The following is a 14,369-nucleotide window of genomic DNA, read 5'->3' on the forward strand; positions in this document are numbered from 1 at the left end:
AACACATGATTGGTGTTCAACCCTATCTGAGATCTGAAAAATCAGGCAAAAGTTGCTTTTATAATAATGAAGTCACCTGCGGACAAACTCAATAACAAAAGGCAGCGCAAAGATAAGCAGCTGAAAATCACCGTTTCGTTCTTTGGTGCTTTGGTGCTTTTAACTTTAATAGTGCTGATAACACACCTGGTTTCCCAGGCTCTTCCTTTGGCCTTGCGCCCATCTTTGTCTACTGTAGCAAATATCTCCATAAAAGAATTGCCTGCATTGTCTGAAAGTCAGATTCTGGCAAGTGGAGATTTGTTAGAAAACCAGCCTCTTATCGTACAGGCAGATGCTTGTAGAATCACAATGCTCAGCTTGGGCAAGGAGTCGGCTTTGCAGCCTTTTCATGATTACCTTCGCCCTTGTGAGCACAGTACTAAAGTACTTACAGAACAAGAGCAGCAGTATCTTATTGATGTATCTGCAGCAGGCCAGTTACGCATCATGGAAGTGCAGGCCATTATTTTGCCTCAGCGCAACCTTGCTGGCCGGCAGCGAACTCAGTCAATTCAAACGCCCACAGTGAGTTTTGTATTGCCGAAAAAACTGTGGGAGAGCCGGGTGAATTGGGAGGTTGAGCTCAGCGAAACCTGGGCAGTGGCAACAATAGAAACCGCAGACGTTACTTTCGTTCGCTGGGTGAACCGTGAAAACCCAACCCTGGTTTTCGACCACACGTTCACACAAGGTCACCGCGTGCTTGCTCTGGCGGGAAGTGGCGTCATGCTTATAAGCAATGGTACTTTGTTAGAGCAATACTCCGTTAACGGAAAGCATACAGATAAACTGCTGGAAACGCCGATTAAAAACTGGTTCAGGTTGGCAAAAGATCGTTCGGTGATTATTGAGACTGATGATCATGTTGTTACCAGGTGGGTGCTGCGCAACCAGGGGGGCGACATGTCTTACGTGCCAAGCTGGTCATTCACTAAACCTGACAAAACATCATTAAGTGCAATATCAGACCATGCTACGACTAACGCCCTGGTAATGCTCAACGATGATAAGCAAGTGTTATTTCTAAATAGGGTGACAGGTGAAGTTGTGCGTACGCAGTCGGTTGCTCGCCAATATGATCAGGCTTTTTGGTTTGGTCAAAATTTATATCTTAGTGCAGAGCAAGACATCGCAATTTATAAGGTTAACTGGTTGTCAGGTATTACCACCTGGTCTTCCCTGTTTAGCTCCCATCTGTACGAAGGCTACAGTGAGCCTGCAACAATATGGCAATCCACCAGTGGGTCGGACTTTCAGGAGAATAAATACAGTTTAGTCCCGCTGTTAATCGGAAGTTTGAAAGCGTCTCTGCTGGCCCTCGTTATTGCGATTCCGGTGGCCCTCGGCGCCGCTATATACACGGCGTATTTCTGTCAGACCAGAATTCGCCACTGGTTAAAGCCTGCTATCGAATTGCTCGAAGCATTGCCCTCCGTACTCATTGGTTTTGTTGCAGCCATCTGGCTTGCACCCATGGCTGAGCGTGTGCTTTTCGCTTTCGCATTCTTTTTATTTGTTGTACCTGTGGTGTTGCTGGGTGTAGCTTTTATTCAGCATCGATTAAGCAGCCGGTTACCGAGTCGTCTTCGTCGTGGGACAGAGCTAATAATACTTCCGGTAAGTGCGCTGGCTGTTGGTTATCTTAGCATGCACTTGATACCTGACTGGTTGTTTGCTTTGCTTGAAATTAACGGCTTCGACCTTCTGAATGAACAATCAAAAAGTCCCATAGGCAAAACGACTATTGTGGTAGCCCTCGCCCTTGGTGTTGCCATTGCGCCTACTATTTATTCACTGGCAGAAGATGCGATCAATGGTGTGCCGAAAGAGTTGAAACATGCGTCATTTGCGTTAGGGGCTACGCGTTTGCAAACGTTACATCACATTGTTTTTCAAATTGCGATGCCTGGTATTTTAGCAGCGATAATGATGGGGTTCGGCAGGGCGTTTGGTGAAACAATGATCGTACTAATGGTTACCGGGAATACACCAGTGGCAGACTGGAGCCTACTTGAAGGACTGCGGGCACTGACAGCGAATCTGGCGATTGAACTACCAGAGGCTGACGTAAACAGTACGCATTTTCAACTGTTGTTCTTTACTGCCTGTATTCTGTTCGGCTTTACCTTTCTGGTAAATACCTTTGCTGAGTTATTGCGCCAGCGTTTGCGCCGGAGTTCACGCTATGCTTAGTGACAAAGTGACATCATTGCTTAACCCAACGCAACGGCAGTCTTTTGTTATTAGCGTCACTGCCTTTTTCTCAACCCTCTTGCTATTAGTGCTAGGCAGTATTCTGGCGCTAGTGATCTACCGAGGAGTGGCATATTTTTGGCCTGAACCCATCTATTCCATTGCATTAGTGTCAGAAAACGACGGTCGAGCGAAAGTGGTTTATGCACAAATATTCAGTGAGTTCGAAGAAGATGGCGAAAAGGTCAGGTGGCTGCGTTACTCCGACGAGGATAATCCGTTTGGCACCCAGGTTCTGCTTGATGAAAAACACACCTTGTCTGTTATCGAATCTGCCAATGGAGCAAGTATTACACTTAATGACGGGCTGTCTGTCATGGGCGTTCCGGTGTTTTTAAATGGTCCGGGTTCAGCTTCATATACAGCGCAGTCCTACGACATTATGCGCAAAAAAGTAGAAGAGATTAACGCCAGTATTACCGATATTCGAAACCGCTGGTTATCGGAAATCCATCAGAAGCTGGCAGAGCTCGATAAGTTGAAGGTGGATCAGGATGCACCTGCGCGGGAAAAGCTTAATGAGGCATTTCATCAGTGGCAGCGTCGAATCATTGATCTTGAAGAAGAGCGTGACAGCTATACGGTTGATGTAGCTATGGCCGATGGTACAGCGGTGCCAATTGCACTGGGGCGCATTCAGGATATTGTTTTTCCGGGTCAACTCAACGTTGGCGGAAAAATAGCTGTAACAATAGAGAGAGTAGGCCAATTTCTTTCCCAGTCGCCTAAGCAGGCAAATACGGCGGGCGGTGTTTTTCCCGCACTGTTTGGTACTGTGCTCATGGTCTTTTTAATGACAATCATTGTCACGCCATTTGGCGTGCTTGCCGCGGTCTATCTCAGTGAGTACGCACCAGATACAATACTTACCGGAGTCATTCGAGTGAGTGTTTCCAATATGGCAGGCGTTCCGTCTATCGTCTACGGCGTTTTTGGCCTAGGTTTTTTTGTTTACACATTAGGCGGCAGTATAGACGCGCTGTTCTTCTCTGAAAGTCTTCCCGCACCGACCTTTGGCACGCCTGGCTTGTTTTGGGCATCATTGACCATGGCAATGCTCACACTACCGGTTGTTATTGTGGCAACTGAAGAGGGTCTTCGTCAGGTTCCGACTGGTTTGCGGGCGGGCAGTTATGCACTGGGTGCCACTAAAGCAGAGACCATCATTCACACTGTTCTACCTATTGCTTCTCCGGGAATTATGACAGGCGTTATTCTTGCCATAGCCAGAGCTGCGGGAGAAGTAGCACCGTTAATGATCGTTGGTGCTGTTAAGTTTGCACCTGATTTGCCTTTTGACGGCGAATTTCCGTTTTTGCATCTAGAACGACAGTTTATGCACTTGGGCGTATTGATTTATGATGGTGCATTTCACAGTCAAACTGACGCCAAGGGAGCATCTATGATGTTTGCTACCTGTTTGCTTTTACTGTTGGTGGTGTTGGTGTTAAATATACTGGCGGTATTATTGCGCGCGCGTTTACGAAAGCGCTATTTGACTAACTGAGTACGTTTATGCTGAAACTGTTTGAACATGAAACCCTGGACGTTCACAACCTGCGTGAAGAAGATACAGCCATAAAGGTTGAAAATCTCAACTTGAGTTTCGGCCACAAACAAGTTTTGCAAAATATTAGTTTATCAATTCCGAAGCACCGTATTACCGCGTTTATTGGTCAAAGTGGTTGTGGGAAATCTACTCTTATCAGTAGTTTCAACAGAATGAATGAACTGGCTCCTGATTGTTTGTATTCAGGCAAAGTGTTTATTGGTGGCCGTGACATCAATAGTAGAAAGGAAAACTTGTCACAGTTGCGGGCGAAGGTAGGCATGGTGTTTCAAAAGCCGAACCCCTTTCCCATGAGCATTTACGATAATGTGAGTTACGGGTTAAAGCTTCAGGGAATTCGGGTACGACGTTTCCTCGACGATGCGGTAGAGCAGGCATTAAAAGAGGCTGCCTTGTGGGATGAAGTAAAAGACCGGCTATTTGAGTCTGCACACGTTTTATCCGGTGGACAACAACAACGTTTGGTGATAGCAAGAGCGCTGGCGCTCAAACCGGATATTTTGCTCCTTGATGAGCCGACATCTGCCCTTGATCCACTAACGACACTTTTCATCGAAGAGCTCATGGCGGGGCTGAAAAAGCGCTGTTCTATCGTTATTGTCACTCATAATATGCAACAAGCAGCCAGGGTGTCAGACTATACGGCTTTCCTGCATCAGGGTAAGCTGGTCGAATACACAGACAGCGATACTTTGTTCACCATGCCGGAGCACAAACAAACCGAAGATTACATTACCGGCCGGTACGGATAGGAGAAGTAATAATGTCTCGTCAAGTAGCGTTAAATACCCATATCTCCGGTAAGTTTAATACTGAACTGGAAAACCTTCGCAACTCAGTGCTGACAATGGGGGGAGAAGTAGAGCAACAACTTGTCGATACCCTAAAAGCGATTAAATCTAATAACGCTGGCCTGGCTGAGAAGGTCATTCTCAACGATTTGAAAGTCAATGCGATGGAAATGCAAATCGACGAAGAATGCTTGCGTATTATTGCAAAGCGGCATCCCACAGCATCAGACCTCCGTCTTGTCATGATGGTGTCAAAAGCCATCACCGACATTGAGCGTATGGGCGACGAAGTAGAACGCATAGCCAGGTTGGTGACTAAAAACAAGCTCCCCGCCTCTGAAACCATTAAAAGTAGTATGTTGCTAATTGGTGAGCGGGTTATTCAGATGATGCGAGGCACTTTTGATGCTCTTGCGCGGCAAGACGAGAATGCAGCACTTGAGGTTTATGATCAGGACAACCGCATAGATGCTGAATATAAGAAACTGCTTAACTACACCACATCAGAAATGCAAAAAACCACTGAAGACATGCAGGATTGGCTAGAGGTATTGTGGGCAATGCGTTCATTGGAGCGAATAGGTGACCGTTGTAAAAACGTCTGTGAATACGTGGTTTATTTGGCCCGAGGGACAGATGTTCGCCATTCACCGCTGGAAAACATTCAGCAAAAGTTAAATCAACTGTCTTAGTAGAAGCTGGTAATTGTCACAATTTTGCAATAATAGTTGCTAATTTGTGCATTCAAACTCCCATTTATCGCGATTTGTCTTTTAACGCAAATTTCCTCTATGGCATTGCAATGAGTTACGCTATTATGCGCCGCAGTTAACTTATAAATGGTCAAATTATAAGCTGTATTCAAGCGGCTATGGTTTGTGTCTGTTGTCAAAGACAATGGCAAAGTTAATGAGATAAACCCTGAGCGCACATCGGCGCTTTTTGACTTTAAATGCGAATAATCCAGGAGCGAAACCTGTGGAACTTCTGCAAAGTTATGGCATGACGCTAATCATTCTTGCCGCAGTTGTTGGCTTTGTCATGGCCTGGGGTATAGGTGCCAATGACGTTGCAAATGCAATGGGAACGTCGGTTGGTTCAAAGGCCCTGACGATCAAACAGGCAATTATTATTGCAATGATTTTCGAGTTTGCCGGGGCTTACTTAGCTGGTGGCGAAGTCACCAGCACTATCCGCAAAGGTATTATCGATCCAATGTTCTTTGCTGACAGGCCTGACTATCTGGTACTTGGGATGATCGCATCGCTCTTCGCAGCGGGCATTTGGCTTGGCTTAGCGTCCTGGTTAGGCTGGCCGGTATCAACCACGCACTCTATAATCGGTGCGATTATCGGGTTCACTGCCACCGGCGTAAGTATGGATGCCGTGGAATGGAGTAAAGTGGGAGGTATCGTAGGAAGCTGGGTTGTCACGCCCGCTATTTCCGGAATCATTGCGTACCTGATCTTCATAAGTGCACACAAACTCATTTTTGACACTGCCACACCTTTTAAAAATGCCAAGCGTTATGTGCCTTATTACATGGCGTTAGCGGGTTTTGTAATGTCACTGGTAACCATCAAAAAAGGGCTTAAGCACGTTGGTTTAAACCTTTCTCCGGAAATGGGATATCTGTTGGCAATCGGTATTTCTGTTGTGCTCGGGCTCATTGGTCGCTATGCGATCTCCAGAATGCACTTCTCTGAAGACCACAGCGCTGACATTCAAAGTGCAAATGTTGAGAAAGTATTCGCCATGCTAATGGTGGTAACTGCCTGTTGTATGGCGTTTGCCCATGGTTCGAACGATGTGGCAAACGCAATTGGCCCTCTTGCCGCAGTGGTAAGTGTGGTATCGTCAGGCGGAGAAATCAACACCAGTGCTGAGCTTGCTCCCTGGATCCTTCCTTTAGGTGGTTTGGGTATTGTCGCGGGACTGGCGCTTTTTGGTCATCGGGTTATCAAGACCATAGGTCAGGGGATTACTCACCTGACGCCAAGCAGGGGGTTTGCTGCAGAACTCGCAGCCGCCTGTACGGTGGTAATAGCCTCAGGAACGGGCTTGCCTATATCAACCACTCAAACACTTGTTGGTGCAGTTCTTGGGGTGGGTATGGCCAGAGGCGTGTCAGCGCTGAATCTTGGAATTGTGAGAAACATTGTCGTTTCATGGGTCATCACTCTGCCAGCCGGTGCTATCCTTGCCATAATCTGTTTCTTCAGCCTGAAAGCATGGTTTGGCGTGGCCTGATAGGTGAAACTTTATAAAGAAGCCGACACTTGATGTCGGCTTTTTTACTGGCAATAGGGGGAAGTTAATCTTCTATGTCTACAGGAGTAACAAAGCCTTCTGGTTTTAAACCAATAATCCCACAGTCCAGTTGTACAATTGTTTCTTCTGCGGTTCCACCCATGATATACCCTGGGACACCTAATCGTGATAGCGTGCCCATCACCACCACATTCGCCTGACACTGTTTACTGGCTTTCGCAATCTCCCTTCTTGGATAACCTTGTACCAAATGGATACAAGGTGTGATTTTGTTGTATTGCTCCTCTCCAATATCAAATTGCAATACGCCCAGTAAGCGCAGGATCTCCGCCTCCCGTTCTTGGTGAATAGCCTGACGATCCTGTTGGAGGGCATTTTCATCAACACTTATGAAACCACTTCGCAAAATATTCTCCGGTACCGAGTCATAGACATGAACAACATGTAATTGCGCGTTTTCGAGCACGGCGATATGTGCAGAGTAATTCAGTATGTCTAACGCGAGTTGCTTGCGAATCGCTATCTCGTGTGCCGGATAATGGTAGTTAACGTCCACCGCAGCCACAATGTGTTTATAATTTTTTTCTTTTTCATGCTGCATTATCCAAACAGGGCACGGACATTTTCGTAACATGTGACGATCGTCACTGCCGGTGAGCGTATTTAGTAAACCGTGTTGGTTGCGCTTGATCACCAAATCAATATCGTTTCGTACTGTAAACTTAATTACTTCAAGGAAAAGTTCGCCTACGGCAACAACACCTTTAATTGGAATGTCGTCAGCCCATCGCGCCAGTTTACTATCAAGCCAGGTTTGAGCAGATTGTGCCATCGTTGACTGCGATTCGAGGTACTCAAAAGATTGCATTACCATTTGCGCGTTCGGCGGAAGTGTATCCAATGATAACATGACAGTTAGGGACGCCTGGTGAACCTTGGCAATATGTACTGCCTGTGCAATAAGTGGGTCCTGCTTATGTGTATCATGCAAAACACAAAGAATATTGGTGAAGCGCCCTTTATTCATGATTTACCTGCTTTGGAAGAACATAATGTTATTCATTATAGACTTCGCCCACACCCGGCACAGCAAAGAATAGGTGAATCTTTCATGACATAAGCTGCATTGCGTTATGTTTTGCGCGGGCGTAAGCCTTCGTAACCTTGTGTCGGGTTAATCTGCATGCTAGATTAATATTGAGTCTTTTAATCTATCAAGGTATCGGTATGAAGTGGCCCAACCTCAAGCATCTCCACTATCTGGTTACACTTTATCAAGAGCAGCATTTCCATCGCGCAGCACAACGTTGCAATGTCAGTCAATCTACCTTAAGTACGGCAATCCAAAACCTCGAAGAGCATTTTGGCAGTCAGTTGCTGGAGCGGGAGCACAAAACATTTGTGTTTACCTCGTTGGGGTTGGAAATTGTTGAACGAAGTAAGGTGCTGCTACAAGAAGCTGGCGAACTGGTAGAGTTTGCACAAAATGCGGGTAACTGGGAAAAGGGCAAACTAAAGCTCGGTGTTATCCCCACCATCGCTCCCTTTCTCTTCGAAGGAATGATTGGCAGTTTTAAAACATTTTTACCAGACATCGCCCTGGAGTTGCAGGAGGACACCACGCAGAACTTGTTAGAGCAGTTAACCGATGGCAAGTTAGATTTGTTGATCCTGGCTTTACCAATGGAAACACCGGGTTGCAAACAGATGGTTATTGGGCATGATCCCTTTCATTTGATTGCCCATGAATCCCTCGCATCCTCCCTGCCAGACCCGTTCGATATTTCAGCATTGCCGGATAAAAGTATTTTTCTTCTGCAGCAGGAGCATTGTATGACAGGCCATGCGGTGAGTGCCTGTAACTTACAACACAGAGAGCAGGTGAGTTCTCTGGCGGCCAGTAGTTTGTATACCTTGGTGCAACTGGCAAACAGCAAGTTGGGCTATACCTTTCTTCCCGAACTGGCGCTAAATCAGAATATTATTAAGCATACAGAATTGGTGTCATTGCCCGCTGAAGACCAAGCTTTTCGCGAGATTGGCTTGGTGTGGCGCTCGGGCACTACCCGTATGAGATTGTTCCGCCGAGTGGGCGAAATTCTGGCCCCCTTGTTACCCGTTCCTACCTTAAAATAAGCGGCAATAAAAAAAATATGTAACTAAAGCAAACTTTCCTGCGTGCGGTAGCGACATTATTACTGAAACGCGGGAAGTGATGCCACAGCACCAAACGTTATCTGGTTGGTCGATAACAATACCATTGCTTCATTCACGAAAAGATTTGTACGAGGAACACACGTGTTCGAAAAACACGACGAGCAATTGGTTACACAGGCCTTGAAGGGGAATAAGCGCGCCTGGCTGGCACTGGTTACTCGCTACGAAAAGTCAATTTATCAGTACGGCCTCAGAATGACCGGAAATCAGGCTGATGCCGCTGATTTGATGCAGGATATTTTTGTGTCGGTATTTCGCAGTCTGTCGAACTACCGGGGTGAAGGTGCTTTCAAAGGCTGGTTATTTCGCATTGCCCATTTTCGCTGTATTGAGTTTTATCGCAAGCGAAAACCAGAGCAATCAATGGACGATGTACCAGAACCTGAATGTGAAAGGACAACGCCGGAAGGAGAGGTGTTAAACGATAGCACGAGCCAGTCTTTACTGGCTGCCATGCAGCGATTACCCCTCTCCCAAAAAGCCGTGGTAGAGCTCAAATTCTTTGGCCAGTTTACGTTCGACGAAATTGCCGACCAAATGGGGTTGTCACCCAATACCGTTAAGTCTCGCCTTTATAGCGCATTGTCCAGGTTAAAGCTGGATTTGGAGGTAGAACATGTCAACGCATGAGAAAGAAATATTGTTAGCCAAGTGGCTTGATAATGTAATGACGGCGCAAGAGCGCAGTAAGTTTGAAAACCTGTGTATGGAAGACAATGAGTTTGCTGAGCAAGTCGCCTCGGCGAATCAGGTTGCAATGATGGCAGATCAATTCGAGCATACAGCTGTACCGCAATGGGATAAAAACAGCACATTTGATATGCCTGAAAAAACAAAGTGGTGGCAGTGGCAGGGGTTACCCGCTTTATCCTTAAGTGCTTCAGCTATTGCGATAGTCATGGTACTAACCGGCTTTCAGGTGTCTGTTGAAGATAGTCGCATGACAGTGGGTTTTGCTGCTAAAGCGCCAAGTCAGCAGGAAATCGCAGCCATGGTAGATGACAAGCTCAATCAATATCAACTCGCCAATCAGGAAATGTTCGGCAAATACGTCGATGCTATTGCACTTCAGCAGAAAGAGAGCGCTGCGCAGCTTACCCAATATTTGTTGTCTTCAAGCAGGCAGGAGCGACGGGAAGACTTTGCTGAGTTTGTAAAGTTTATTAATCAACAACGAGATGACGATCAGCGCTTTATGGCAAGGCAACTGAATCATCTTAAAAATGAAATCGATGCGCTGGAAGGGGGCTATGTAATGCCTTCCGTATCCGGCGAGTAATTCAAAAGAGGCAGAATGATGATGAAAAGAACTTTGTTGGCTGTAGCCATGTTTTTTACCGCTGGCGCATCTGTAGCAGATACCCCGGCAGCGTATTCGCGCATAGAGAAGGAAATAGAGATAGTAAAAGGCATAATCGATACCTCTCTTAAACAGCAACAACCTAAAAAAGGCATTCGCTATCGTGCTTTAGATGCCACTTATTTGGCGGGGCAGGGCGTAGTGTTTACGGTTTCAACCTCAGGGAACAGCGGTTGGGCCGGTCATATGTCTGAATTTATCAGTCAAATCCCACCCATTCCGCCGTTGCCAGAAGTACCAGTCATCGTCCACGGTGGGGAAATGGATATTGAATTGAGTCGCGAATGGGAATCCTTTGCCGAGGAAACTGCAGAACGATTTGAAGAGGCGTTTGCGGAAACATCAGAAAAAATTCATGATTTGCGGAGCGATCAAAGAGAGATAGCCTGGGAGCGTCGGGAAATCGAACGGCGTAAGCGGGATCTCGAATTTGAAGCCAGTAGGGGAGATAAATCCAGACAAGAGGATATCAAGGAAGAGCTTGAGGAAATGGAGAAAGAGCTGGCGTTACTGGCTAAGCGTGAACAGAAGCTAGAAGACCGGGCTGACGTATTTGAACAACAGCGAAACGAAGAGATGGCGGCTCGGGAAAATGCCCAAAAACAATCGATGAGGGCATTTTTGAGTAGTTTTGAAACGGGGGTCGGGGAAGCGTTGTGTCATTTCGGCGGCGGCATGCGAGCGCTACCTGCTAATGAGCATATTACTTTTGTGTTGAAAGGCTTCACACGAACAGACCGCCGACAGACCCAGGATCGGATTTATGTTTTCAGCAAAGGGCAGGTTAATGATTGTGTGCAAGAAAAACTGACTGCGGATAAATTACTAACCGAAGCCCATATCTACGACTTTTAAAAATAATCTTATAATTCAAAGCAGAACATGTACATGTTCTGCTTTGCTCCGACGATCAACCCCTAGAGTGTGTAGCTCTTTGCTGCAGAAACATACCCCAGAGGTCAACAAGTTCTAGTATGCATTAGGGTTTTTAAATCCCCCGATGACGGTTTTCAGGATAATCTTTAGGTCAAAGAATACTGACCACCGGTGCATATAATTTAAATCATAGGCCACCCGTTTAGCCATCTTATCAAGGGTATCCGTTTCACCCCGTAAACCATTTACCTGGGCCCAACCTGTAATGCCGGGCTTTACTTTGTGTCTAAGCATGTACCCTGTGATCAGTTTTCTGTATTGTTCGTTGTGTGCCACCGCATGAGGACGAGGCCCCACAATGGACATTCTGCCTTGTAACACGTTAATAAACTGGGGCAATTCATCAAGCGAAGTTCGGCGAAGAAAAGCGCCTAATGGGGTAACCCTCGGGTCATTTTTAGTCGCCTGCTTTACAACTCTTCCGTTATCCTGTGTTGTCATAGAGCGAAATTTGTACACAGTGATTTCTCTTCCATCCAGTCCATAGCGCTTTTGCCTGAAAATAGCAGGCCCTGGTGATGTGATTTTGACCGCAGCGCTGATCAACAGCATTGGAATAGCCAACATTGCTAAGATCACACTGCCGAAGAGTACGTCTTCCACCCGTTTCATTATATTACTGGCGCCTTGAAAAGGGGTATCGTAGATACTTAACGCCTGAACGTTTCCTACATTCTGCCACCGGGAGTGCAGTAGCGTATTCATAAAGAAATTGGGGATAAGATAAACATTGGCTGTTGTGTCACTGCATTTTTCCAATATACCTTTGATACGGTCTTCCGCTGCAGTGGGTAAAGCGATGTAAATGTAATCTACCTGACGACGCCGGGCGAGTTCAATGGCCTCATCTATACTTCCGATTAAGTGTTGGCGATACTGTTCATCAATACGCTCCATTGGGCGATCGTCATACATTCCCCGGAATTGAATACCTAATTGTTCGTTTTCCATCATCTGTCTGGCCATATTCATGGCAATATCGTTGGCACCTATGATAATAGCTGAGCGGCTGTTCAGCCCGCTGCGTCTGATTGCGAACAAAACCTGACGCATCACAACACGCCAACCGCAAAGCGTAACCAAAGCACTGGTAAACCAAATACCAATCTCCTGCGTCGGTAACTGGCCTGTTGGGGGAAGAAGAAATCCAACACTGAATGTTATACAAAAGCTGATTACGCCTGCATAGAGGGCCGTTTTAATCATCGCCATAGTATTGCTGGAACGCCATGAACGGTACAAATCTAATCCTTCGGCAGATAACTGGAAGACAACCACACTGGTGAAAAGGAGTAAAAGTCCGGACGTCGATAGCGCCACAGAATGGTAATAAAGTGCAGAGAAAAAACACAGCGTTATAGCAGCCAGATCAATGAGCCGGTACAAGGTTGAAAAACTACTTTGATTGGAACCTGACACGTTGTTTGGGGCTCGCACGTCAGCGGAATTGTCTCTTATCAGCGCCTGGTTATGCAGTAAATTGAATTTCATATCGGTAGCTCCAAAAGTAACAAATGCCATACTTTTCAATGGTATGTAATGTCAAGTCGATGTTTTTTTGTAGCATTCGCAACGCCTTGATAATGGTTGATTTGCATTTCCCATACCAATTGAGTTCATTCATTCGTCATCGACTACCTGAATTTTTCAGTGGCACGCAAATAGCATAATCACGCCCAATATGTGTGTTCAGTTCGCACGCTTAGCTTTAACAACTAACCCGGAGACCCTATGTCAAAACGGACTTCAAGTGCCATTTTCATGTCTTTGTGCTCTCTTTCAGCGGCAGCGCAGAAGGAAGCAACTGTTCAGTTAGGGAAGTTCGATATTACGCCGGTTCTGACTACCCAGGTTTCACACATTGATAACGTGACTTACGCCAGTGAAAAGGACCAGGAGCAAGCGAGTTGGGTAACTGTCATATCGCCGCAAGTCAATGGGTATACCACCGTTGACGGGCACGAGATCTCGATGGGTTACAGGTTAGAAAGAGGGGAATACCACAGCACTCCGGCAGATAATTACACCGATCATTTTGCGAATTTAAAAGGAAAATACACAATTAATGACCGGCACAGACTGGCAGGGCAATTGACCCACGAGACCGGGCACGACGAGCGTGGACGTCGCTATTCCAATGGATTTGGTAATGCACTGACGACGGTAGATACCTATAAACACAATGCAGTCAGCAGCACTTATTCTTACGGCGCAGATACCTCTTTTGCAAAGGTGGATTTGACGGCGGGTTTCGAAACCCTGGGCTACGACAATGATAGTGAGATGTATCTTATTCGCGACAGAAGTACTACTAAAGTAGGGGCTGAATTCACTTATCGCCTCTTCGACAGTACAAATTTTGTAGTTGACGCGGATCGAAATGACATCAACTACGATAATTCCGCCAGTCCTCAGCAATCCTTGGACAGTACTGAGCATCGTATTCTAACTGGGCTTTCTTGGAATGTTAATGGCGTGACAGACAGTTTTGCCAAGGTCGGTTATAAAGAAAAAGTTTTTGAAGCCACAGGCCGCGATGACTTCTCAGGCATGGCCTGGGAAATTGGGATGCGCTGGTTACCATTGCGTTACTCTAAGTTCACTCTCACTACCAAACAGGATACACGGGAAACAAATAGCGAGGCAGACTATATTCGCAGTCGAGACTATGCCGCTACCTGGGAGCATCATTGGCTGGACAGATTGTCTACCACTACCACGCTTGCGTTTATGGATGATGAGTATGTCGGAGAGGCCGAGGATTTGCGGGACGACGAGGCAACGAAGGTTACCGTTCAGGCTGACTATAACTTCAGGCGGTGGTTAACGCTTGGCTTGTATTATTCCCTGAGCAAACGGGACAGTAATCGGTCTGAGGTTGAATATGACAGAAGTGTGTATGGCCTGATGGCAGAGGTGACATTGTAAT

At 46.3% G+C, this 14,369-nt stretch carries 12 protein-coding genes; 10 read left to right on the forward strand and 2 right to left on the reverse strand.

Features of this window, described 5'->3' with window-relative positions; all coding sequences use genetic code 11:
* Positions 1-66: 66 nt before the first annotated feature.
* The 5 genes from ACXACM_RS08405 (at position 67) to ACXACM_RS08425 (ending at position 6,906) form a co-directional block, all read left to right on the forward strand.
* On the forward strand, positions 67-2,235 hold the full coding sequence (locus ACXACM_RS08405) for an ABC transporter permease subunit (RefSeq protein ID WP_474821051.1): 2,169 nt from the start codon (positions 67-69) through the stop codon (positions 2,233-2,235).
* The gene (pstA, locus tag ACXACM_RS08410; RefSeq protein ID WP_474821052.1) at positions 2,228-3,802 is read left to right on the forward strand and encodes a phosphate ABC transporter permease PstA; all 1,575 of its coding nucleotides are present in this window, start codon (positions 2,228-2,230) and stop codon (positions 3,800-3,802) included. Before ACXACM_RS08405 ends, pstA begins: the two co-directional genes overlap by 8 nt.
* A gap of 8 nt (positions 3,803-3,810) precedes the next feature.
* Positions 3,811-4,617 (forward strand): phosphate ABC transporter ATP-binding protein PstB, encoded by an 807-nt coding sequence (gene pstB / locus ACXACM_RS08415; RefSeq protein ID WP_474821053.1) that lies wholly within the window; start codon positions 3,811-3,813, stop codon positions 4,615-4,617.
* An 11-nt stretch (positions 4,618-4,628) separates the two neighbouring features.
* On the forward strand, positions 4,629-5,348 hold the full coding sequence (gene phoU / locus ACXACM_RS08420; RefSeq protein ID WP_474821055.1) for a phosphate signaling complex protein PhoU: 720 nt from the start codon (positions 4,629-4,631) through the stop codon (positions 5,346-5,348).
* Positions 5,349-5,634: 286 nt separating this feature from the next.
* Positions 5,635-6,906 (forward strand): inorganic phosphate transporter, encoded by a 1,272-nt coding sequence (locus ACXACM_RS08425; RefSeq protein WP_474821056.1) that lies wholly within the window; start codon positions 5,635-5,637, stop codon positions 6,904-6,906.
* A gap of 64 nt (positions 6,907-6,970) precedes the next feature.
* Here ACXACM_RS08425 and ACXACM_RS08430 read toward each other — a convergent pair whose 3' ends face one another.
* Complete coding sequence (locus ACXACM_RS08430; RefSeq protein ID WP_474821057.1) at positions 6,971-7,954, reverse strand: universal stress protein; 984 nt, start codon at positions 7,952-7,954, stop codon at positions 6,971-6,973.
* Between the two features lie 200 nt (positions 7,955-8,154).
* Between ACXACM_RS08430 and ACXACM_RS08435 the strand changes: the two genes are divergently transcribed.
* The 4 genes from ACXACM_RS08435 to ACXACM_RS08450 all read left to right on the forward strand — a co-directional run bounded on the left by ACXACM_RS08435 (position 8,155) and on the right by ACXACM_RS08450 (position 11,359).
* The gene (locus ACXACM_RS08435; protein WP_474821059.1) at positions 8,155-9,063 is read left to right on the forward strand and encodes a LysR substrate-binding domain-containing protein; all 909 of its coding nucleotides are present in this window, start codon (positions 8,155-8,157) and stop codon (positions 9,061-9,063) included.
* A 162-nt stretch (positions 9,064-9,225) separates the two neighbouring features.
* Entirely contained in the window at positions 9,226-9,774 is a 549-nt protein-coding gene (locus ACXACM_RS08440; RefSeq protein ID WP_474821060.1) for an RNA polymerase sigma factor, read from the forward strand.
* On the forward strand, positions 9,761-10,423 hold the full coding sequence (locus ACXACM_RS08445; RefSeq protein WP_474821061.1) for a hypothetical protein: 663 nt from the start codon (positions 9,761-9,763) through the stop codon (positions 10,421-10,423). Before ACXACM_RS08440 ends, ACXACM_RS08445 begins: the two co-directional genes overlap by 14 nt.
* Before the next feature lie 15 nt (positions 10,424-10,438).
* Positions 10,439-11,359 carry a hypothetical protein gene (locus ACXACM_RS08450; RefSeq protein WP_474821062.1) on the forward strand — a complete coding sequence of 307 codons (921 nt, stop codon included), beginning with the start codon at positions 10,439-10,441 and terminating at the stop codon, positions 11,357-11,359.
* A 114-nt stretch (positions 11,360-11,473) separates the two neighbouring features.
* On the opposite strand, the gene ACXACM_RS08455 is transcribed toward ACXACM_RS08450, so the two are convergent.
* Positions 11,474-12,931 (reverse strand): undecaprenyl-phosphate glucose phosphotransferase, encoded by a 1,458-nt coding sequence (locus tag ACXACM_RS08455; protein WP_474821063.1) that lies wholly within the window; start codon positions 12,929-12,931, stop codon positions 11,474-11,476.
* A 240-nt stretch (positions 12,932-13,171) separates the two neighbouring features.
* On the opposite strand from ACXACM_RS08455, the gene ACXACM_RS08460 reads away from it, so the two are divergent.
* Positions 13,172-14,368: an outer membrane beta-barrel protein gene (locus tag ACXACM_RS08460; protein ID WP_474821064.1), complete on the forward strand. Its 1,197-nt coding sequence runs from the start codon at positions 13,172-13,174 to the stop codon at positions 14,366-14,368.
* Position 14,369: the final 1 nt, after the last annotated feature.

It is taken from the genome of Alteromonas sp. AWQ4_252 (assembly GCF_056158205.1).